At 68.5% G+C, this 20,369-nt stretch carries 20 protein-coding genes and 1 pseudogene; 15 read left to right on the forward strand and 6 right to left on the reverse strand.

The features are described 5' to 3' along the window. Nucleotides 1-4 precede the first annotated feature (4 nt). Both DI276_RS50770 and DI276_RS50775 read left to right on the forward strand, forming a co-directional pair. A pseudogene (locus tag DI276_RS50770) lies at nt 5-1,191 on the forward strand (MFS transporter); the annotation flags it as partial. Beyond that, on the forward strand, nt 1,177-2,082 hold the full coding sequence (locus DI276_RS50775) for a hypothetical protein (protein ID WP_408610508.1): 906 nt from the start codon (nt 1,177-1,179) through the stop codon (nt 2,080-2,082). The pseudogene DI276_RS50770 and the gene DI276_RS50775, both read left to right, overlap by 15 nt. Here DI276_RS50775 and leuA read toward each other — a convergent pair. Further along, the gene (gene leuA, locus DI276_RS07320; RefSeq protein WP_112262514.1) at nt 2,072-3,880 is read right to left on the reverse strand and encodes a 2-isopropylmalate synthase; all 1,809 of its coding nucleotides are present in this window, start codon (nt 3,878-3,880) and stop codon (nt 2,072-2,074) included. The two genes, DI276_RS50775 and leuA, sit on opposite strands and share 11 nt — an antisense overlap. A gap of 331 nt (nt 3,881-4,211) precedes the next feature. On the opposite strand from leuA, the gene DI276_RS07325 reads away from it, so the two are divergent. The 3 genes from DI276_RS07325 to DI276_RS07335 are packed head-to-tail and all read left to right on the forward strand — an operon-like array spanning nt 4,212 to nt 5,325. Next, the gene (locus DI276_RS07325) at nt 4,212-4,508 is read left to right on the forward strand and encodes a hypothetical protein (RefSeq protein ID WP_112262515.1); all 297 of its coding nucleotides are present in this window, start codon (nt 4,212-4,214) and stop codon (nt 4,506-4,508) included. 30 nt (nt 4,509-4,538) lie between these two features. Then, nucleotides 4,539-4,814, forward strand: coding sequence for a hypothetical protein (locus DI276_RS07330; RefSeq protein WP_112262516.1), 276 nt, complete (start codon nt 4,539-4,541; stop codon nt 4,812-4,814). Nucleotides 4,815-4,824: 10 nt separating this feature from the next. Then, on the forward strand, nt 4,825-5,325 hold the full coding sequence (locus DI276_RS07335) for an NUDIX domain-containing protein (protein WP_112262517.1): 501 nt from the start codon (nt 4,825-4,827) through the stop codon (nt 5,323-5,325). On the opposite strand, the gene DI276_RS07340 is transcribed toward DI276_RS07335, so the two are convergent. After that, nucleotides 5,311-5,871: a nitroreductase family protein gene (locus tag DI276_RS07340; protein ID WP_112262518.1), complete on the reverse strand. Its 561-nt coding sequence runs from the start codon at nt 5,869-5,871 to the stop codon at nt 5,311-5,313. The genes DI276_RS07335 and DI276_RS07340 overlap by 15 nt on opposite strands. Continuing rightward, a complete protein-coding gene (locus DI276_RS07345; RefSeq protein ID WP_112262519.1) occupies nt 5,871-7,028 on the reverse strand; it encodes a hypothetical protein in 1,158 nt (385 codons plus the stop codon). Before DI276_RS07345 ends, DI276_RS07340 begins: the two co-directional genes overlap by 1 nt. Nucleotides 7,029-7,198: 170 nt before the next feature. Between DI276_RS07345 and DI276_RS07350 the strand changes: the two genes are divergently transcribed. The 7 genes from DI276_RS07350 to DI276_RS07380 all read left to right on the forward strand — a co-directional run bounded on the left by DI276_RS07350 (nt 7,199) and on the right by DI276_RS07380 (nt 15,434). Beyond that, nucleotides 7,199-8,464, forward strand: a complete 1,266-nt coding sequence (locus DI276_RS07350) for an aspartate kinase (RefSeq protein WP_112262520.1) — start codon at nt 7,199-7,201, stop codon at nt 8,462-8,464. Next, nucleotides 8,461-9,525 carry an aspartate-semialdehyde dehydrogenase gene (locus DI276_RS07355; RefSeq protein ID WP_112262521.1) on the forward strand — a complete coding sequence of 355 codons (1,065 nt, stop codon included), beginning with the start codon at nt 8,461-8,463 and terminating at the stop codon, nt 9,523-9,525. The genes DI276_RS07350 and DI276_RS07355 overlap by 4 nt, the downstream gene beginning before the upstream one ends. A 43-nt stretch (nt 9,526-9,568) precedes the next feature. Continuing rightward, nucleotides 9,569-10,711, forward strand: a complete 1,143-nt coding sequence (locus DI276_RS07360) for an ADP-ribosylglycohydrolase family protein (protein WP_112262522.1) — start codon at nt 9,569-9,571, stop codon at nt 10,709-10,711. 9 nt (nt 10,712-10,720) lie between these two features. Further along, the gene (locus DI276_RS07365) at nt 10,721-11,452 is read left to right on the forward strand and encodes a class I SAM-dependent methyltransferase (RefSeq protein ID WP_112262523.1); all 732 of its coding nucleotides are present in this window, start codon (nt 10,721-10,723) and stop codon (nt 11,450-11,452) included. After that, nucleotides 11,449-12,864 (forward strand): gluconokinase, encoded by a 1,416-nt coding sequence (locus DI276_RS07370; protein ID WP_112262524.1) that lies wholly within the window; start codon nt 11,449-11,451, stop codon nt 12,862-12,864. Before DI276_RS07365 ends, DI276_RS07370 begins: the two co-directional genes overlap by 4 nt. Nucleotides 12,865-13,059: 195 nt before the next feature. After that, a complete protein-coding gene (locus tag DI276_RS07375; RefSeq protein ID WP_112262525.1) occupies nt 13,060-14,247 on the forward strand; it encodes an MFS transporter in 1,188 nt (395 codons plus the stop codon). 11 nt (nt 14,248-14,258) lie between these two features. Continuing rightward, complete coding sequence (locus DI276_RS07380; RefSeq protein ID WP_157984568.1) at nt 14,259-15,434, forward strand: MFS transporter; 1,176 nt, start codon at nt 14,259-14,261, stop codon at nt 15,432-15,434. Here DI276_RS07380 and DI276_RS07385 read toward each other — a convergent pair. Continuing rightward, entirely contained in the window at nt 15,410-16,462 is a 1,053-nt protein-coding gene (locus tag DI276_RS07385) for an alpha/beta hydrolase (RefSeq protein ID WP_112262527.1), read from the reverse strand. The two genes, DI276_RS07380 and DI276_RS07385, sit on opposite strands and share 25 nt — an antisense overlap. A gap of 65 nt (nt 16,463-16,527) precedes the next feature. Here DI276_RS07385 and DI276_RS07390 point away from each other — a divergent pair, with 65 nt between their 5' ends. From DI276_RS07390 to DI276_RS07400, 3 genes are all read left to right on the forward strand, one after another. Beyond that, on the forward strand, nt 16,528-17,103 hold the full coding sequence (locus DI276_RS07390) for an NADPH-dependent FMN reductase (RefSeq protein ID WP_112262528.1): 576 nt from the start codon (nt 16,528-16,530) through the stop codon (nt 17,101-17,103). A gap of 80 nt (nt 17,104-17,183) precedes the next feature. Next, nucleotides 17,184-17,606: an organic hydroperoxide resistance protein gene (locus DI276_RS07395; protein ID WP_112262529.1), complete on the forward strand. Its 423-nt coding sequence runs from the start codon at nt 17,184-17,186 to the stop codon at nt 17,604-17,606. 16 nt (nt 17,607-17,622) lie between these two features. After that, on the forward strand, nt 17,623-18,099 hold the full coding sequence (locus DI276_RS07400) for a Dps family protein (protein ID WP_112262530.1): 477 nt from the start codon (nt 17,623-17,625) through the stop codon (nt 18,097-18,099). Here DI276_RS07400 and DI276_RS07405 read toward each other — a convergent pair. Together DI276_RS07405 and DI276_RS07410 are read right to left on the reverse strand one after the other, a co-directional pair. Next, on the reverse strand, nt 18,096-19,076 hold the full coding sequence (locus DI276_RS07405; protein ID WP_112262531.1) for a DUF4872 domain-containing protein: 981 nt from the start codon (nt 19,074-19,076) through the stop codon (nt 18,096-18,098). The two genes, DI276_RS07400 and DI276_RS07405, sit on opposite strands and share 4 nt — an antisense overlap. Nucleotides 19,077-19,261: 185 nt before the next feature. Then, nucleotides 19,262-20,347 carry a hypothetical protein gene (locus DI276_RS07410; protein ID WP_112262532.1) on the reverse strand — a complete coding sequence of 362 codons (1,086 nt, stop codon included), beginning with the start codon at nt 20,345-20,347 and terminating at the stop codon, nt 19,262-19,264. Nucleotides 20,348-20,369 lie beyond the last annotated feature (22 nt).

Here is a 20,369-nt window from a genome sequence, read left to right on the forward strand (position 1 = left end):
CGTCGTGTACATCGCAACCGCTCGACAAGCTCCTGCTGCAGGTGGCACTGGCAGGATCGCGGGGAACGTGTTCGCCCTGGGCGCGGTCTCACTGCTCACGGACGTCTCGTCCGAGATGGTGACCGCGATCCTGCCGCTCTACCTCGTGCTGGGGCTGGGGTTCTCCCCACTGCAGTTCGGTGTGCTCGACGGCATCTACACCGGTGTGACGGCGCTCGTGAGAATCGTCGGCGGTCATGCGGCTGACCGCTGGCAACGGCGCAAGCTCGTGGCGGGACTCGGATACGGGATCTCCGCGGTGGGCAAACTCGGACTGCTCGCTGCCGGTACCTCGGCCACCGCCATGGGGCTGGTGCTGGCCGGGGACCGGACCGGCAAGGGCTTGCGCACCGCGCCCAGGGACGCGCTGATCACGTTGAGCAGCGAACCCTCGGCGCTCGGACGTGCCTTCGGTGTTCACCGTGCCATGGACACCGTTGGCGCGTTCCTCGGTCCACTGGTCGCGTTCTGTCTCTTGTGGACACTGCCGGCTCGCTACGACGTGGTGTTCGTGGTGAGCTTCTGCTTCGCCGCGCTTGGTGTTCTCGTTCTGGTGCTCTTCGTGCGGGATCACCGCGACGTGCTGCCACGCGTCGCGGTGTCGTTGAAGAGCGCGTTCGGATTGCTGCGGTCCAGGCCGTTCCGGCGGGTCTGCCTGGTCACCTGCGGGCTCGGGTTCCTGACGCTGGGCGACGGGTTCATCTACCTGTTGCTGCAGAAGAAGCTCGAAGTCGACGTCGCTTACATCGCGTTGCTGCCCCTCGGCACGGCCGGCGTGTACCTGCTCGCCGCCGTGCCGATGGGCGCGTTGGCCGACCGGGTCGGCCGGTGGCGGATGTTCCTCGTCGGCCACCTCGCGTTGCTCGGGGCGTACCTGCTGTTCGCGGGCACGTCCGGGATTCCGCTGCTGGTCGGCGTTCTGGCGTTGCACGGCCTGTTCTACGCGTGCACGGACGGCGTGCTGATGGCCGTAGCCGGACCGATGATCCCGGACGAGCTGCGGACGTCCGGTCTGGCCCTGCTCCAGACCGGCCAGGTGCTCGCACGGGCGAGTTCTTCTGTTCTCTTCGGTGCGTTGTGGACGTGGTTCGCTTGGTGAGGGTTCTTGTCGTCATCGCCGCCGTGATCGTGTTGGGCGTGGGCGCCACCGCCTACGCCCTGCGCACGCCGGAGGAGATCCCGGTCGCGATCGAGCCCGGCCCGGTCGAGCTGTCGACCGGGCGGTTGCTGTTCGTGGACGACGCGAGCGGCAAGGTGGCGTCGGTTCCGCTGTCCTCGCCCGATGGTCCGCGGCGAGTGAGTTCGTTGTCCTGCAAGCGGTTCTTCACGGCGGCGAAGCAGGGGCTGTGCCTCGCGGACCGTGGTGGCCCGTTCCCCGGCTCTGTCGCGATCTTCGTCGACCAGTCACTCACGGAGACGCACCGCATCGACGTCGCGGGTGTGCCGAACCGCGTGAAGCTGTCGCCGGACGGCCGCATGGCGTCCTGGACGACCTTCGTCACCGGCGACTCGTACGCGCAGACCGGTGCGTTCTCCACCCGCACGGGCATCTACGACCGGGAAACGCTGCTGTACCAGAGCAACCTGGAGAACCTGCGGGTCCCCGGAATGAAGCGGGCGGAGGACAGGAACTACTGGGGCGTGACGTTCACCGAGGACGACCACACCTACTACGCCACGCTGTCCACCGGGGGTAAGACCCACCTGATCAAGGCCGACACGACCGACAACTTCGCGAAGCCGTTGCGGGAGAACGCCGAATGCCCGTCGCTGTCCCCGGACGGCAAGCGCGTGGCGTTCAAGAAGCGGGTGCCGGGCGACGGTGCGCGGCCGTGGCGGCAGCACGTCCTGGACCTGAGCACGATGGTGGAGACACCGCTGGCCGAGACGCGTGGGATCGACGACCAGGTCGTGTGGCTCGACAACGACACCATCGCCTACGGCCTGCCGGGTGAGGGCATCTGGGCCGTGCAGGCGAACGGGGAGGGCGCGCCTCGGCAGCTGGTGCCGCGCGCGTCCTCCCCGTCGCTTGTTACCGGTTAGCGCGGTTGACGGCGGAGACGATCGCGCGGAACGAAGCGGCGACCGTTGAGCTGTCGATGCCCACGCCCCACAGCACCCGGTCGCCCACCGCGCACTCGAGGTAGGCGGCGGCGCGGGCGTCGTCACCGGCGGACAGCGCGTGCTCGGCGTAGTCCAGCACGCGTACGTCGTAGCCCACCGAGGCGAGCGCGTCGACGAACGCGGCGATCGGACCGTTGCCGGAACCCGTGATCTCCTGCTGCTCGCCGTCGATCAGCAGCGTCGCGGTGATCTCCTCGTGCCCGCTGCCGTCGGAGGAAGCCTTGTGCTTCAGCAGGTACAGCGGCACCTTGCCGTGCAGGTACTCCTCCGCGAAGGCGTCCCACATCTCCTTCGGGTTGATCTCGCCGCCCTGCGTGTCGGTGACCTCCTGGATCACCCGCGAGAACTCGATCTGCAGGCGCCGCGGCAGGTCGAGGTGGTGCTCCTGCTTCATCAGGTACGCCACGCCGCCCTTGCCGGACTGCGAGTTGACCCGGATGACGGCCTCGTAGTTGCGGCCGACGTCCTTCGGGTCGATCGGCAGGTACGGGACCTCCCACGGGAAGTCGTCGACGTGCTGCCCGGCGTCCTTGGCGTCGGCCTCGAGCGACTCGAAGCCCTTCTTGATCGCGTCCTGGTGGCTGCCGGAGAACGCGGTGAACACCAGGTCGCCGCCGTACGGGTGCCGCTCGGGCACGGGCAGCTGGTTGCAGTACTCGACCGTGCGCCGGATCTCGTCGATGTCGCTGAAGTCGATCTGCGGGTCGATGCCCTGGCTGAACATGTTCATCGCCAGCGTGACCAGGCAGACGTTGCCGGTGCGCTCACCGTTGCCGAACAGGCAGCCCTCGATCCGGTCCGCGCCGGCCAGGTACCCCAGCTCGGCCGCGGCCACGCCGGTGCCGCGGTCGTTGTGCGGGTGCAGGCTCAGGATGATCGAGTCGCGCTTGTCGAGGTTCCTGGACATCCACTCGATCGAGTCGGCGTAGACGTTCGGCGTCGCCATCTCGACCGTGGCCGGCAGGTTGATGATCAGCGGCTTCTCGGGCGTGGGCTGGATGACGTCTGTGACCGCGTTGCAGACCTCGAGCGCGTACGTCAGCTCGGTGCCGGTGTAGGACTCCGGGCTGTACTCGTAGCGGAAGTCGGTCTCGGGGTACTGCTGTTCTTGAGTTTTGGCGAACTTCGCGGCTTCCACGGCGATCTTCTTGATGCCGTCGCGGTCGGACCGGAACACCACTCGGCGCTGCAGGATCGACGTCGAGTTGTAGAAGTGGACGATCGCCTTGTTCGCGCCGCGCAGGGACTCGAAGGTCCTGGCGATGAGCTCTTCGCGGCACTGGGTCAGCACCTGGATGGTCACGTCGTCCGGGATCGCGCCGTCCTCGATGATCTCGCGGACGAAGTCGAAGTCCGTCTGGGACGCGGCCGGGAAGCCGACCTCGATCTCCTTGAAGCCCATGCGGACCAGCAGGTCGAACATCTTGCGCTTGCGGGCCGGCGACATCGGGTCGATCAGGGCCTGGTTGCCGTCCCGCAGGTCCACGGCGCACCATTGCGGAGCTTTTTCTGCTCGTTTGGTCGGCCAGGTGCGGTCCGGGACGTCGATCACCTCTACTACCTCGTGGAACGGGCGGTAGCGGTGGAACGGCATGCTGCTGCCGAGCTGACGGTTCCAGGTCGGTTGGGTGGCCGGGGCCGGGCGCGCTGGCTGGCGGATTCGGCTGTTACCCGAGGTGTAGGCGTCTGCTGACGTGTAGTCGTCGTGGGAGGTCATTTGGTGCTCCTGCGGGTCGTCTCACGGGAACGACCGGCGGCAACGCTGAAGCCCGCGACGGGGGGCCGGTCTGATCAGACCCCGTCACGGCAGCGAAGCAGGAGGGAACGCCACACGTCGGACAGAGTAGCCATAGGTTGGGTGAAGATGGAACTGAGGGACCGGATCGTGGGATGCGGTCACTTGTTGTGACCGAGTCTGCTCGCCTTGCGTTGGGGTGCGCGCCGGTTCGTGTGCGCCATCGCCGCTGGCCTGCGGCTTCGCTCTCGCGGGTGCCCGAAGCTGTCAACCTGCAAGTTTTGCCAGGCGTGAATCCGGGAAAAGTTCAGGTATGTCCAGATTACGTACGACCAGTGGCCGCGGCACGGCTTCACGCGTGATCAGCGGCATCGGTGTGGTCTTCGCCCTGATCGAGATCCTCTACATCCTGATGATCATTCTCGGCGCGAACCAGGGGAACGCGTTCTTCAAGTTCATCCAGTCCCTCGCCGAGCCCCTCGCCCTGTTCTTCCCCGGCCTCTTCGGCACCGGCAACTACAACCTCGACGTGTTCCTGAACTACGGTCTCGCCGCCGTGTTCTGGCTGGTCGTGACCGGCATCCTTGCCCGTGTGGTGTCGCGCTACTGAGTAGTAGATTCCCGGCCTATGCGTACGCGCGTGGTCGGGATCGCCGCAGCAGTTGTCAGTTGGGTCGGCCTCGCGCTGGCGGTCGTGCTCGTGGTGCACGTGGTGCTGACCGTCGGCGGGGCCAACCCGGGCAACCCCATCACGAGCACGGTCAAGGGGCTCGCGGAGCCGATCGCGCTCGCGTTCAAGGATCTCTTCACGCCTGCCGACGCCAAGCTGAAAGTCATCGTCAACTTCGGGCTGGCGGCGTTGTTCTGGCTGGCCGTTCGAGCGATCGTCCTTAAGCTCGTGAGGCGGCTGAACTAGGTTCGGAGCCATGGCGCGCGACGACTTCTGCAACAACTGCGGCACGAGCTATGCGGACACGGCGACATATCCGCGGACGTGCGGAAACTGCGCGCACATGGTGTGGGCGAACCCTGTGCCCGTCGTGGTGCTCCTCGTGCCGGTCAAGGACGGGCCGCGGACCGGGCTGCTCACCGTGAGGCGGGCGATTCCGCCGGTGGGGCAGCTGGCGTTCGTCAGCGGGTTCATGGACCGCGGTGAGTCGTGGCAGCAGAGTGCCGCGCGCGAGCTTGAAGAAGAAGCGAACGTGCGAATCAACCCTGAAGACCTACGGCCGTTGCACTTCGTGTCGACGCCGGACGGGGCGACGGTGTTGTTGTTCGCCACTGCGCCTGCGATCAACGCCGAGGACATGCCGCCGTTCGTGCCCAACGACGAGGCGTCCGAGCGCAAGGTGATCTTCGAGTGCGTGCCGTTGGCGTTTCCGCTGCACAACGAGGTCGCCACGAAGTACTTCTCAACCGAACAGTGACTGGCCCCAGGTGTCGGTGAAGACCGTTTCGGAGAGCGGGTGGCGGCGGCGTTCGCGCTGTTCACGGGCCTGAAGGTCCTCCGGGAGGTCTTCTAAGCGGCCCGGTCGGCCGACTGCCATGACGACCAGCGGGCGCACGTCGGAGGGCATGGCGAACGAGGAGTGGGCGGCTGTCTTGTCGAAGCCGCCCATCATGTGTGCGATCAGGCCCAGGTCGACGGCCTGCAGGGCGATGTTCTCCATGGCCAGGCCCAGGGCGAACTCGGTGTTGGGCAGGTCGCCGCGGGAGTCGGCCGTGATCACGCAGCCGACCAGCAGCACGGACGCGCGAAACGCCCAGGTCTTGTTTCCTGGGCGCAGCGTTTCGAAGATCGCGTCGAACGTCGGGGTGCCGCGCTTGCCGACGATGAAGCGGGCCGGCTGGCTGTTGCCGTGGGACGGGGCCCAGCGGGCGGCTTCCAGCAGGACGCGCAGCTCGTCGTCGGACACCGTGGCGTCGGGGGAGAAAGCGCGCGGGCTCCAGCGCTTGGAGATCAGCTCGTTCATCAGATCGCATACTGCCAAACGGCCAGCGCGTAGGCGCCGAACCAGGCGCTGAACAGGATGGCCACGCCCAGCACGGTCAGGACGGTGGACAGGCGGCGGCGGGCCAGCACCAGGGCCAGCGGGACCAGCAGCGTGAAGGCCGGCAGGAGCAGGCGGGCCTTGGAGTTCATCAGGCCGTTCGAGCCGATGTCCATGATCAGCACGCCGATGCCGTAGACGATCAACGGCCACTCCAGGCGGCGCTGGAAGGCGTAGAAGACGAGGACCACGGCGAGGATCAGCAGCCAGACGGTGCCGGTCTCGAGCTCGGAGCGCGGGTTGCCGAGGTGTTCGAAGGCGAACTTCAGCGTGGCCGCGCCGCCGTCGAACTTCGAGCCCCAGCCGCGTTGCTGCACGCCGAACCAGCCCGCGAGGTCGCCGGTGCGGAACGCGACCCAGCCCAGGTAGGCGAGCAGGCCCAGCGGGGCGATCAGGGCGCCTGCCCAGGCTCGCCAGTCGCGCCGGTCCGCGATCAGCGCGACCAGTGCCGCCAGGACGACGGCCGCGATCAGGGCACCCGCGGTGGGGCGGACGAGACCTGCGGCGGAACAGCAGACGCCGGCGAGGATCCACTGCTTCTTCACCACACCCACCAGCGCCCACACGGCGAACGCGCAGAACGTGGCCTCGGAGTAGGTCATGGACAGCACGACGGCCATCGGGGAGGCGGAGAAGAGCGTGACCAGGATCAGGCCGGTGCGGGTCGAGCCGCCGCGCACCGAACGGCCGAGCACGAACAGGCCGTAGGCGCAGAACAGGCCGCTGATCAGGCTGACCGCGAAGGCCGCGCCCTCCACGCTCACGCTTGGCAGGCTGTCGACCCACCTGATCAGCGCGGGATAGCCGGGGAAGAACGCGAGCGGCGTCTCGGCGCTGCGCCTGCCCGCGGCGTCGGTCAGGCGGATGGGGACGTCGTCGTAGCCGCCGGCGGCGATGCCGAGGAACCACTCGCCGTCCCACGACTTGAGCTCGCCGAGCGAGGTGTTGGTCGTGCCGTGCAGCTTGTTCTGGTACTCGACGACCAGCTGCAGGACGTACAGGCCGACCTGGCGGACGAAGAGGTAGATGAGGGCCGGAACCGCCCACAGCGCAGCGGGGTGTCTGAGCGCCTCAGCCATCCGTGAGCGCGCATTGCTCTCATGCACGGCTGCTGGGGCCTCCACATCAAAGGCGGTCGACGACACCCGGACAGAGTAGTCACGCGCGTCACGGCTCAAGAGTCTCACCAGGTGGTCCGGGTAGGCTGCCTACGACGTGGGGTTTTAGTCGCGCGAAGGAGGTCAGGTCGGTGGCGCTCGTCGTCCAGAAGTACGGCGGTTCATCGGTAGAGAGTGCCGAGCGGATCAAACGCGTGGCCGAGCGCATCGTCGCGACCAAAAAGGCGGGGAACGACGTCGTGGTCGTCGTGTCCGCCATGGGTGACACGACCGACGAACTGCTCGACCTCGCCCGCCAGGTCTCCCCGGTGCCGCCAGCGCGTGAGCTCGACATGCTGCTCACCTCGGGTGAGCGGATCTCGATGTCCCTGCTCGCGATGGCCATCCACTCGCTCGGTGCCGAGGCGCGGTCCTACACGGGCTCGCAGGCCGGCGTGATCACGACCTCGGTGCACGGCAAAGCACGCATCATCGACGTGACGCCGAGCCGGATCCAGGACGCGACGTCCGAAGGGGCAATCGCGATCGTCGCGGGCTTCCAGGGCGTCTCCCAGGACTCGAAGGAGATCACCACGCTCGGCCGCGGCGGCAGCGACACCACCGCGGTGGCGCTCGCGGCCGCGACCAAGGCCGACGTGTGCGAGATCTACACCGACGTGGACGGCGTCTACACCGCCGACCCGCGCATCGTGCCGAACGCGAAGAAGCTCGACACGATCACGTACGAGGAAATGCTCGAGATGGCCGCGTGTGGCGCCAAGGTGCTGATGCTCCGCTGCGTGGAGTACGCCCGCCGCTACAACGTGCCCGTGCATGTCCGCTCTTCGTTCAGCAACAAGACCGGAACCATCGTGTCCGGTTCAGTGGAGGACCTTCACGTGGAACAGGCGATGATCACCGGCGTCGCGCACGACCGGTCTGAAGCCAAGATCACTGTCACCGCCGTGCCCGACCACCCCGGTATCGCGGCCAAGATCTTCCGGGTTGTGGCCCAGGCCGAGCTCGACATCGACATGGTCGTGCAGAACGTCTCGCAGGCGGCGTCCGGCCGCACCGACATCACGTTCACGCTGGCCAAGGTCGACGGCCCGCGCGCGGTGGCGGCGCTGGAGAAGGCCCGCGGCGAGATCGGGTTCGACCAGGTCCTCTACGACGAGCACGTCGGCAAGGTGTCGCTGATCGGCGCGGGCATGCGCTCGCACCCAGGCGTCACGGCGACGTTCTGCGAGGCGCTGGCCACGGCCGGCGTCAACATCGACATCATCTCCACCTCGGAGATCCGCATCTCGGTCATCTGCCGCGACACCCAGCTCGACGACGCCGTCCGTGCCCTGCACGACGCGTTCGAGCTCGGTGGCGAGGAAGAGGCCGTCGTCTACGCAGGGACTGGCCGATGACCGCCCCAGTGCTCGCGCTCGTTGGCGCGACCGGTGCCGTGGGCACCGTGATGATCGACATCATGAACACCCGCTCCGACTTCCCGTGGGGCGAGGTCCGGCTGATCGCGTCCGCGCGCTCGGCCGGCAAGAAGATCAGCGTGCGCGGCCAGGAGCTGACGGTCATCGCGCTCTCGCCCGAGGCGTTCGACGGCGTCGACATCGCGATGTTCGACGTGCCGGACGAGGTCTCGGCCGAGTGGGCCCCGATCGCCGCCGAGCGCGGTGCCATCGCGATCGACAACTCCGGCGCGTTCCGGATGGACTCGGACGTGCCGCTGGTCGTGCCCGAGGTCAACGCGGACCAGATCGAGAACCGCCCGCGCGGCATCATCTCGAACCCGAACTGCACGACGCTGTCGATGATGGCGTCGCTCGGTGCCCTGCACCGCGAGTTCGAGCTGAAGGAACTGGTCGTGGCCTCGTACCAGGCCGCGTCCGGTGCGGGTCAGTCCGGCATCGACCGCCTCTACGCCGAGATCAGCGCGCTGGCCGGCAAGGAGGCGGGTGTCGTCGCGGGTGACGTGGCCGAGGCGCTGGCCGCCGCCGGTCTGTCGGCCGACGACTCGCCGTTCCCGGCTCCGCTGGTGCTCAACGTGGTGCCGTGGGCGGGTTCGCTGAAGGACGACGGCTGGTCGTCGGAGGAGCTGAAGGTCCGCAACGAGGCTCGCAAGATCCTCGGCATCCCGGACCTGAAGGTCTCGGCCACCTGCGTCCGCGTCCCGGTCGTCACCACGCACTCGCTGTCGGTGCACGCCACCTTCGCCCGTGAGGTCACGGTCGAGGCCGCGCACAAGATCTTCGAGGAGCAGCCGACGATCGTCCTGATCGACGACCCGGCGGCGAAGAAGTTCCCGACGCCCGCCGACGTCGTGGGCGGCGACCCGACGTACGTGGGCCGCGTGCGCCAGGCGCTGGACTTCCCGAACACGCTGGACTTCTTCGTGTGCGGCGACAACCTGCGCAAGGGTGCCGCGCTGAACACCTACGAGGTCGCGGAAGAGCTCGCCAAGCGCCTCTGATCCGGTCATCTCCCCGCCGCCCGGCCGGTATGGTCGGGCGGCGATGGGGGAGATCAACTGGACCTGGGGCCCGCGCCGGTGGACCGACGCGCGGGGACACGACTTCTTCGTGGTGCGGCCGCCGGACGACCGCAGGCTGCGCGGCTGCCTCATCGGCGGTGCGATCGGCGACGCGCTCGGCGCGAACACCGAGAACCTGCCGATGGAGGTCGTGTACGAACGGCACGGCCCGGCCGGCGTCACCGACCTGCCGGCCAAGCCGGACATCACCGACGACACGCAGATGACGCTGTTCACGTTCGAGGCGGTCATCAGGTCGCACGTCCGCGCACGCCTCACCGGCAGGGCCGATCTCACCGACGTCACCCAAAACGCCTACCAGCGGTGGCTGCACACTCAGAAAACCCCGTGGGACAAGGCACGCGGTCCGTCCACTCTGGACGAACCGGACGGCTGGCTGGTCTCGCACGCCGACCTCTTCCGCAGGCGAGCGCCAGGACTCACCTGCACGAGTGCGTTGCAGGAGTACGCCCGCACCGGCGCGCAGGCCACGATCACCAAGCCCGTCAACAACTCCAAGGGTTGTGGCGGCGCCATGAGGGTCGCGCCGGTCGCGCTCGCCGACCACGATCCGGCCGTGGTGTTCGCGCTGGCCGCCGACAACGCCGCCCTCACGCACGGCCATCCGAGCGGTTACCTGTCCGCGGGCGTGTTCGCCGTGCTGGTCCACCAACTGTTGCGCGGCAGGGGTTTGCTGGCCGCACTCGACGTGGCGGTCCCTCCGCTCGTGCGGTGCGAAGGCCACGAGGAGGTGCTCGCCGGCATCGACCAGGCTGTCGAGCTCGCCGCGTTGCGGGACCCGAGCGTCGCGCGGGTCGAGCAGCTCGGGCGTGGCGGCGTCGGCGACACCGCGCTCGCGATCGCGTTGTACTCGGCACTCGTCACCGACGACCCGAACCACGCGTTGCTGATCTCGGTCAACCACGGTGGCGACAGCGACTCGACGGCGTCCATGTGCGGCAACCTGGTCGGTGCGCTGCACGGTGTCGACAGGATCCGGCCGGACTGGGTCGAGCGCGTCCAGTTCCGCGACGTGATCGACCGGATGGTCGCCGACTGGGCCGTGGAGACCGGTCCGGCCGCGCCGATGGCACAGGAGTGGTTCACCCGCTACCCGCCCTCCTAGGCTGAGGTCATGGCGGAGAGCGACGAGCAGTACGACGCGCTGGGCGCGATCTACGAGCGGGCCAAGCACATCCCGACCGGGCTGGCCGAACGCGCGACGCTGCTGTCGGCCGTCGGTGACCTGCGCGGGAAGTCCGTGCTGGACGTGGCGTGCGGCACCGGTTTCTACGCACGGCTCTTCCACGACCTCGGCGCGACGAAGGTGGCGGGCGTCGACTCGGCCGGCGAGATGATCGAGTACGCCCGTCACGTCGAGCGACGCGAATGGCGTGGCATCACCTACCAGCAGCACGACGCGACCACGCTGCCGGTGCTCGGCGAGTTCGACGTGGTGACGGCCGTCTGGCTGCTCGGCTACGCGGACGACGTGCCGGCGCTCGACGCGATGATCAGCAACCTCGAGGCCAACCTGGCGGAGAACGGGCGACTCGTCGTGCTCGTGCCCAATCCGGAACCGGACTGGGAGCTGTACGCGCAGTACGGCCGCTACGGCTACGAGATCATCCCCACCGGCCCCATGAACCTGAAGCAGCCGGTCCGCGTGCGCGTCCTGGGCGACCCGCCGTTCGACTTCGACTCCTTCTACTGGGAGCGCGGCGTGTTCGAGGACGCGCTCGTCCGCGCCGGCCTGACGGACGTGACCCGCCAGCCGGTCGTGGTGCCGGACGAAGAGGAGTCCTGGGACGGGCTGCTGCAGTGCCCGAGCTTCGGCGTGTTCACCGCGGTCCGGGACAGCGCATGATCGTTCTCGCGGTGGATCTCGGCACCACGGCCACGAAGGTCGTCGCGGTCGACGCCCAGGCCCGCGTGGTGGCCTCGACCGAGCGCGCCTACCCGATGCGCACCAGTGGCGTGGAAGCCACCCACGACCCGTTCGAGGTCCTGAACGCCGCACTCGACGCGCTGGCCGAGCTGGCGTCCGAGGACGTCCGCGCCATCGCGTTGACCGGCGCCATGCACTCGATCATGGGCCTGGACGCCTCGCTGCGTCCGGTCACGGAGTCGCTGAGCTGGGCCGACAACCGCGCCATCGAGCAGACCGAACGCCTGCGCGGTACGGCCGAGGGACTCGCCCTGCACCAGGCCACCGGCGCCCCGATCCACTCGTTCACGCCGCTGATGAAGCTCGCGTGGTTCCACGAGAACGGCGTGCAGGCCGCGAAGTGGTGCGAGATCAAGGACTTCGTGCACCTGCACCTGACCGGCGAGCTGCTCAACGAGCACTCGTGCGGTTCCGGCACGGGTCTGATGAACATCCACACCCTGCAGTGGCACGAGCCGTCGCTGGAGTTCGCCGGGGTGTCCGCCGACCAGCTCCCACCGCTCGTCGAACCCACGCACTCGACGCCCCTCAAGGCCGAGATCCCCGGTCTGCGCCCAGGCATCCCGGTCATCATCGGCGGTGGCGACGGCCCGCTCGGCAACCTGGGCGTCGGCGCGGCCACTCCCGGTTCCGGCGCGGTTTCGCTCGGCACGTCCGGCGCACTCCGCGTGGCGCAACAGGGTCCGGGCGTCGACGAGGAAGGCCGCACGTTCAGCTACGCCATCGCCGAAGGCCTGTGGGTCCGCGGTGGCGCGATCAGCAACGGCGGCGTGGTCGCGCAGTGGGCCTCCGAGACGTTCGGTGTTCCGGTGGGGGAGCTGCTGGAACAAGCCGGAGCAGTCGACTCGGACGGCCTGGTCGCCCTGCCCTACCTGCTCGGCGAGCGGGCACCGTGGTGGGACCCGACCGTGCACGCCGCGTTGTTCGGCCTGCGCCGGGAACACACGCCGCCGCAGATCACCAGGGCGCTGGTGGAAGGCGTCTGCCAGCAACTGGCGCTCGTGCTGGACGCCGTTCCGCACGTCGACTCGTTGCGGATCACCGGCGGTGCCTTCCGGGCCCCGATCTGGGCGCAGACCCTGGCCAACACCCTCGGCATGCCGCTGCACCTCACCGAGGACACGGGCGGCTCGGCCGTGGGCGCGGCCCTGCTGGCGTGGCGCGCGTTGGGCGAGATCGAGTCGTTGACGGTCGACCTCGTGCAGCCGATTCAGACGATCACGCCGGACGAGGACGCCATCAGGAGGTACGCGCAGGCACGGCCGTTCGTGGCGAAGGCGTACCGGGCGCTGGAGGAGCTGTACAGCGAGGGCACCGGCCCCAGAACGTGACCTCGGCACGTTCGACGTGGAAGCCGGCGAGCTCGATCGCCGGCTCGAAGACGCAGTCGACGTCTTCGACCCGGCCGCATTCGCGACACACGAGGTGGTCCAGTGCTGCCACGGCCGTCACCCTAGTCCTGGGATCTTGAGCACATCAAGAAAACGAAGGGTTAAACATTTTGCCACCCGAGTGAGGATGGCGGTGTGGATCTCGCCCCCTTCAAACACGTCCTCCTGCTGCCCAAGGTTCGTCCGCTCACGCTGCTGATGTTCTTCGCGCGGATGCCCCCGGCGGCGACCGGCGTGATCTTGACGCTGCACGTGGCGGTCACCCTGAACCAGGGCTACGGAGCCGCTGGACTGGTCGGGGCGGCGGGCACCATCGGCATGGGGCTGGGCGCTCCGCTGATGGGCAAGCTGGTGGACGAACGCGGGCTGCGGGCGATGCTCACGATCAGCGTCACGGCGTCCGCGGCGTTCTGGCTCACCGCACCGTTGATGGGCTACTGGGTGCTGCTGGTCAGCTCGTTCCTCGTCGGCCTGCTCGGCGTGCCGATGATGTCGATCGGCCGCCAGGTGATCACCGCGCTCGTGCCGGAACACCAGCGCCGGGTCGCGTTGTCCGTCGACTCGATCTCGGTCGAGCTGTCGTTCATGGGCGGACCTGCGCTCGGCGTCTTCGTCGCCACCAAGTTCTCCACGAACGCGGCGTTGATGTTCATCGGTGTCTCGACCCTGATCGCCGGGGTGCTGCTGTACTGGGCGAACCCGCCGATGATCCACGAGGACGAGGTCGTCGTCGACGGGCCGAAGCCGCGGTTGTTCGAGTGGCTGCGCGGCCGGATCGTCGGCGTCCTGATCGTCTGCGTCGGGGCGACCGTGTGCCTCACGGGCATGGAGGTGTCGGCGATCGCGTCGCTGGAGCACATCGGCAAGGCGAGCCTGCTGGGCGTCGTGTTCGTCGCGATGTGCGCGGCGTCGATCGTCGGCGGTCTGGTCTACGGCGGGGTGAAGAGGGCACCCAGCGTGCTCGTTCTGCTCGTGGTGATGGCCGCCTGCGAGATCCCGGTCGGGCTCGGCGACGGCAGCGTGCTGTGGCTGTGCGTGCTCCTCATCCCGATGAACCTGACGGTCGCACCGTTGATCGCGGCGTCGGGCGAGCACATCAGCAGGCTGGCCCCGCCCACAGCTCGTGGCATGGCGATCGGCCTGCAGGGCTCGGCGTTCACGGCGGGCAGCGCGGTCGGCGCACCGCTCGCGGGCGTGGCGATCGACCACGGCGGCGCCCCGCTCGGGTTCGCCGTCGTCGGCGTGGTCGGGCTGCTGGTGGCGGGTGTCGCCTGGCTGCTCGCCCGGCAGCGCGAGCGGGTAAATCCATTGCCAGTGGGGTGACGATGAGGGGCGTGAACCTCGCCCCGTTCAAACACGTCCTGGCGCTACCGGGGGTTCGTCCCCTGATGCTGCTGATGTTGTTCGCCAGGATTCCTCCGACGGCGGCGGGTGTCACGGTGACCCTGCACGTGGTCACCACGCTCGACAAGGGTTACGCGGCGGCCGGCACGGTGGGGTTCGCGACCATGATCGGCCTCGGCCTCGGGTCGCCGTTGATGGGCAAGCTGGTCGACAGCAAGGGCCTGCGGATCACGCTCGCGCTGAGCCTGCTCGAAGGCGTCTTCTGGGTGACGGCGCCGCTGATGGAGTACTACCTGCTGCTGGTGCTCGCGTTCGCCAACGGCCTGGTCGCGGTGCCGATGATGTCGATCGGACGGCAGGCGTTGACCGCGCTCGTGCCGGAAGGACAACGACGTCCGGCCTTCTCGCTGGACTCGATCTCGGTCGAGCTGTCGTTCATGGTCGGGCCTGCCGCCGGGGTGCTGATCGCGACGAAGTTCTCGAGCGGCACGGCGCTCGTCTCGATCGGCGTGGCGATCCTCGTGGCCAGCGCGGTGCTGTTCGTGGTGAACCCGGTGCTGGTGCACGAGGACGAGGTCGTCGACGGTCCACAACCGAAGGTGCGGGAGTGGTTGCGCGGGCCGGCGATCACCGCGTTGATCATCCCGTTCGGCGCCACCATGGCGTTGTCGGGCATGGAGATCGCCTCGATCGCGTCACTGGAACGCGTCGGCGAGCAGAGCTGGCTCGGCCTGATCTTCGTGGTGATGTGCGCGGCGTCGGCGCTCGGCGGACTCGTCTACGGCAGCCTGAAACGGGTGCCGGGTGGCGTGGTGCTGCTGGCGGGCATGGCGCTGCTCGAGATCCCGGTCGGCATCGGCGACGGCAACGTGGCGCTGCTGGCGCTCGCGCTGATCCCGATGAACCTCCTGTGCGCGCCGACGATCGCCGCCTCGACCGAGCAGATCAGCAAGCACGCGCCCGCCTCGGCCCGCGGGCTGGCGCTGGGCCTGCAGGGTTCGGCGTTCACGTTCGGCGTCGCGGCAGGTCAGCCGCTCGCGGGGCTTGCCGTGGACCACAGCGGGCCCCCGCTCGGCTTCGTCGTCGCAGGATTGGCCGGACTGGTGATCGCCGGTCTGGGCTGGGCGTTCTCCCGTCAGCGTCAGGCGGTCTCGGCCACGTCCTGAGCGGAGTTCGCCAGCGCGAGGCCGGTCCGCAGCGCGCCGACGGCTTCGGACACGGCCTCGCGGAAGATCCCGCCGACGCCGAGCACGTTCGCGAAGCCGTGGAACAGGCCCTCGTGCCTGCGCAGCACGACCGGCACACCCTCGCCGGCCAGGCGTTCCGCGAAGGCCTCGCCCTCGTCGCGCAACGGGTCGTAGCCCGCGGTTGCGATGTAGGTCGGGGGCAGGCCGGAGAGGTCGTCGGCGAGCATGATCGACAGCCGCGGGTCGTGCCGGTCCCGGCCGCCGGCGCTGTACTGGTCGAGGAACCAGTCCATCTTCTCGTCGGTAAGGAAGAACCCGTTGCCGAAGATCTCGCGCGACCGGCGGCGCACCGACGCGTCCACGCCGGGGTAGAAGAGCAGCAGGAAAGCGATGTCGATCTCGGCGGCGTGCGCGGTCACCGCCGCCAGGTTGCCGCCGGCGCTGTCACCGCCCAGTGCGATCCGCTTCGGGTCGATGCCCAGGTCCCCGGCCTTCGCGACGGCGTAGCGCAGCACCTCCGCGGCGTCGTCGACCGCCGCTGGGAACGGGTACTCGGGCGCGAGCCGGTAGTCGGCCGCCAGCACCCGCACGCCCGCCTCCCTGGCGAGGAACCGGCACAGGTTGTCGTGGGTCTCCAGACCTCCGGTGACCCAGCCGCCACCGTGGTAGAAGATCAACAACGCCGAGCCCTCCGCCAGGCCGTCCGGCGTGTAGAGACGGCCGGCGAACTCGCCGATCGTGAGCTCGCGCGCGCCGACTCCGGTGATCTTCGGACCCGCCACGAGCTTCGAACTCAACTCCAGGTCGAGGCGGCTCTCGGATGCTGTCTTCGTGCGCCAGTCCGTCCCGGACAGGTGTGCCAGCTTCAGCAGCAGCTGCGCCTCCGGGTGCAGGTCCTGGCCGTCCAGACGGATCGGGGTACCGGCGATGAGACGGCGCACCGGGCCGGGCAGACCGAACGCGAAGCGCAGAGCACCGGCCAGCACGGCCGCCTGGAAGTTCGACATGTGTTGCACGTTACTAGCGAGTAGTGCTGGATCTCCAGGTATCTGGAGGTGGAAGGATCGGCGTCATGACGGTGACGGTGGTGGGCATCGGCGGCTCGATCAGGTCCGACTCGCAGTCCGAGCGGGCGCTGCGGGTGGCCCTGGCCGGTGCTCGCGAGCTCGGAGCGCAGACGATCCAGTACAGCGGCCCTGAGCTGGTGCTCCCGTTCTACGACCCGTCGGTGCCGGAACGCACGGACATCGCGTTGAAGATGGTCGAGGACCTGCGTCGCGCGGACGGCGTGATCCTCGTGTCTCCCGGCTACCACGGCACCGTGTCCGGCCTGGTGAAGAACGCGCTCGACTACATCGAGGACCTGCGCGACGACGAGCGCCCTTATCTGGACGGCCGCGCGGTCGGCACCATCACCGCCGCGTACGGCTGGCAGGCCGCGGTGAACACCTTGTCGGCGGTCCGCTCGATCGTGCACGCGCTGCGCGGCTGGCCGACGCCGCTCGGTGCCGCGATCAACTCCGCGCAGGTCAAGTTCGACGGCGACGGCGCTTGCTCGGACAGCGACGTGGACCGCAACCTTCGAGTGATCGGCCGCCAGGTCGTCGAGTTCGCGCTGCGCCATGCGTCTCAACTCGACGTGAACTGACTCACGATCGGGCAGATAAGTCGCGTGCGACCCGTTGGGTACCAGTGGGTAACAAAACCACTGACTCAAGGGAGAGCGGAATGAACACGCTGTACACGGCCGAGGCAACTGCTTACGGAGAAGGCCGCAACGGCGAGGTGCGCTCCTCCGACGGCGTGATCGACGAGGTGCTGTCGGTCCCGAAGGAGATGGGCGGCCCCGGCGGTGACGCGACCAACCCGGAGCAGCTCTTCGCGGCCGGTTACGCGGCCTGCTTCAACTCCGCTCTCGCCGCAGTCGCGCGCGCGAGCAAGATTCAGCTCGCTTCTTCTGAGGTAACCGCCAAGGTGGGGATCGGCCCGAACGGCGCCGGGGGCTTCCAGCTCACCGTCGAGCTCGCGGTCACCATCCCCGGATTCGACCAGGCGGTCGCGGAGAAGCTCGTCGAGCAGGCCCACCAGGTCTGCCCGTACTCGAACGCGACGCGCGGCAACATCGAGGTGGCGCTCACCGTCACCGTCTGAGGAGGCGCGTTCAACCATGGCCAAGAACCCGATCACCAGCCCGCTGTCCGACTCCGACCGTGACGCGGTGGGAGCAGTTCTGCAGGCGGCGCTGGTCGACCTCGTCGACCTGTCCCTGATCGGGAAGCAGGCGCACTGGAACGTGATCGGCAAGAACTTCCGCAGCATTCACCTCCAGCTCGACGAACTGGTCGTCCTGGCGCGCAATGCCGCCGACCAGGTCGCCGAGCGCGCGGCCGCTCTCGGCGTCACGCCGAACGGCATGGCGAAGACCATCGCCGCGTCGTCCGGCGTGTCCGAGATCTCTTCCGGCTGGCTGAAGGAAGACCAGGTCGTCACGTCGATCACGGCAGCCCTGGCGTCGCTGATCTCGCGGATGCGGTCCCGCATCGACGAGACCGACAAGCCGGACCTCGTGACCCAGGACCTGCTCATCGGCATCACGCAGGAGCTGGAGCAGGCGCACTGGATGTGGCAGGCCCAGTCGGCCTAGCCCATGAGTTGACGGACGGCCCGCTCCTCGATGGAGCGGGCCTCGTCGACTTTCTCGGCCAGCTCGTCGTAGTCGCCCCCGCGCGCGATCTCCGACCAGAGCTGTCCTGCCTGCTGGAACTCTTGCGCGCCGGGCAGGTCGTTCTCGGTGAGGAACTCGGCGTAGAGCGGCCTGGTGGCTTTCGGCGCCGTGTACTGGACCTCCAGGCAGTCGTGCAGCCGCTGCATGACCGCGCTCCTGCCTTCTTGGTCGGGCCAGCGCCGGCTCCAACCCTTCTTCCCCTTGTCGCGCAACTGTTCCGCGAGCTTGCGCATGCCAGAGAAGCCGAAGTTGACGTCGAAGTTGTTGCCCAGCACCGGTCCGGTCAGGTGCTCGCACGTCATCTCGACCGCCTTGGCGACGTCCGGCTCCCCGATCCGCTCACCGATGCTGATCATCTCGTGCTTGCCCTGACCCCAACTGCTCATGAACTCGCTGAGGGGCTGCGTGTTCGTGCCGTGGTTGTGCACGGTGACCGTGTCGCCGTCGACCCCCAGCACCCCGACCGGGTGCTTCTCCTTGCCCAGCAAGCAGATCACCGGATCGTCGGCGTTCCTCAGCTGAGCCTCCGCCCTCCGCGCGGATGTGGTGCTGGTGACCTCGTGCGCGATGTTCGCGTGCATGAGCGCGGTCGGGATGAACGGCGCGGGGTGGTGCCGCGCGACGATCGTCATCGTCGGCACGTGCCCCTTGTACTCGAACACGAAGTACATGAACCCGATGCCGCCGGCCAGCCCGGCCAGCATCGCCTCGGACCACTCGCCGTCCAGGATCTCCCTGAGCAGCCACGAATCGTGCATCTGCCCAGCCGGCCGTCCATCCTTGAGCACGTGCCTGCGCGCGGTGGTGTACGACTCGCCGGTGCGCTCCATCCGTGCGCGAACCAGGCGCTTGAACGACTTCTGCTCGGTCATGACGTGCCTCTCGCGGACGCGCACGAGCCGTTCCCCACGCCTTGCTCTGCTCGTCCGGGCTGCGTTTCGTGCACACGGCTGACCGGCGCCGGGAGGACAGGAATCCCCTTTGCCTCCGCGACGTCGGTCAGCGTGGGTGACCGATCAGGAGGTGAGGCGCTCCGGCAGCGCCATCACCAGGTTACTTCGCCAGGTGCCTCGCGTCGTCCCTACGGCGTGACAGCCAGCGAGGGCCGGTTGCTCAAGGGCAGGAAGACGCCACGCCCCACGTCCCACTCGCCGTTGAAGTTCTTGGACAGCCAGCCGAGCCTGACCACGATCCCGGACGTGGTGGTGAAGAGGACCTGATCACTCTCTTTCAGCTCGCTCGGCGCGGTGGGGGTGAACGTCAGGGTGCCGCTCGGTCCGGCCTTGAGCACGCCGGGGACGTCAGCGGACCTGATGCGCACCTTGCCCTGGCCGGCCTGGGTGATGGGAGCGATGTCGACCCGTCCTGAGGCGTCCGTGACCACGCCCACCAGCACGGACGAGTTCACGATCAGGTCCCCGGCCGCCGGCTTGTCGTACCTGGCGGTGATCGTGTCGCCGACGCTGGACACCGTTGCCGCGGTCACCGCGTGGTCGCGGACTCCGGCCCCCAGCCGCGTGAGCCGCCCATCGGAGTCTTCGTCGGTGTACGTGTTGACGCCGCTGTTCCACGCACCGGCCCCGCGCGGCAGGATCCGCCAGATGATCTCCCCTGGCAGTCCTTCGCCACCGACGTCGGAGCCGAGCATCATCGTGGGCACCCCCGGCGCCGACAGTGCGAATGCCAGGCTGCCCTCGTTCGGGATCGGCGAGTCGGAGGGTTCCTGGCGGGCGGCGACGAAGCCGACGGCCATCGCGTACGGCTCCGGGAAGCTCAGCGCTCGCACGAACAACTGATCGCTGCTCGGATCGCCCGCGGTGGCCGCGCTGGTCACGAACGCCACCACCGGCCGGTCGTCAGCGGTCTGGCCGGCCAGGGCGACCAGCAGCACGTTCACCGGCAGCGATGACGAGCGGCCGGCGTACACCGGTTCCACGTCGCCGACGGGGACACCCGTGTCGCGCCACACCTGCTCGGCACGGTCCAGCAGTGCCTCGTCGCCGGCCAGTTCACCCCGCGGCGTCCAGTCCTCGACGTGCTCGTCCGCCTGGTAAACCGCGAAGTCGACCACGATGTCCGCGACGACCGCCAGGACCGCGACGAAGGTGATGCCGACGAGCGCTGCCGTCCACGGCGCTCGCCAGATCCACCTCAGGTGCTTCGTCAACCCGGCCGCCCCCCAGCTGCCC

The sequence above is a fragment of the Lentzea terrae genome, assembly GCF_003265345.1.
GTDB classification, from domain to species: Bacteria; Actinomycetota; Actinomycetes; order Mycobacteriales; family Pseudonocardiaceae; genus Lentzea; species Lentzea terrae.

What these genes read in the sequence shown, in the direction of transcription:
- leuA (WP_112262514.1), bottom strand. Translation starts at nt 3,880, where the DNA reads ATGACCTCCCACGACGACTACACGTCAGCAGACGCCTACACCTCGGGT.
- DI276_RS07325 (WP_112262515.1), top strand. Translation starts at nt 4,212, where the DNA reads ATGTCCAGATTACGTACGACCAGTGGCCGCGGCACGGCTTCACGCGTG.
- DI276_RS07335 (WP_112262517.1), top strand. Translation starts at nt 4,825, where the DNA reads ATGGCGCGCGACGACTTCTGCAACAACTGCGGCACGAGCTATGCGGAC.
- DI276_RS07340 (WP_112262518.1), bottom strand. Translation starts at nt 5,871, where the DNA reads ATGAACGAGCTGATCTCCAAGCGCTGGAGCCCGCGCGCTTTCTCCCCC.
- DI276_RS07345 (WP_112262519.1), bottom strand. Translation starts at nt 7,028, where the DNA reads ATGGCTGAGGCGCTCAGACACCCCGCTGCGCTGTGGGCGGTTCCGGCC.
- DI276_RS07355 (WP_112262521.1), top strand. Translation starts at nt 8,461, where the DNA reads ATGACCGCCCCAGTGCTCGCGCTCGTTGGCGCGACCGGTGCCGTGGGC.
- DI276_RS07360 (WP_112262522.1), top strand. Translation starts at nt 9,569, where the DNA reads ATGGGGGAGATCAACTGGACCTGGGGCCCGCGCCGGTGGACCGACGCG.
- DI276_RS07365 (WP_112262523.1), top strand. Translation starts at nt 10,721, where the DNA reads ATGGCGGAGAGCGACGAGCAGTACGACGCGCTGGGCGCGATCTACGAG.
- DI276_RS07370 (WP_112262524.1), top strand. Translation starts at nt 11,449, where the DNA reads ATGATCGTTCTCGCGGTGGATCTCGGCACCACGGCCACGAAGGTCGTC.
- DI276_RS07385 (WP_112262527.1), bottom strand. Translation starts at nt 16,462, where the DNA reads ATGTCGAACTTCCAGGCGGCCGTGCTGGCCGGTGCTCTGCGCTTCGCG.
- DI276_RS07390 (WP_112262528.1), top strand. Translation starts at nt 16,528, where the DNA reads ATGACGGTGACGGTGGTGGGCATCGGCGGCTCGATCAGGTCCGACTCG.
- DI276_RS07395 (WP_112262529.1), top strand. Translation starts at nt 17,184, where the DNA reads ATGAACACGCTGTACACGGCCGAGGCAACTGCTTACGGAGAAGGCCGC.
- DI276_RS07400 (WP_112262530.1), top strand. Translation starts at nt 17,623, where the DNA reads ATGGCCAAGAACCCGATCACCAGCCCGCTGTCCGACTCCGACCGTGAC.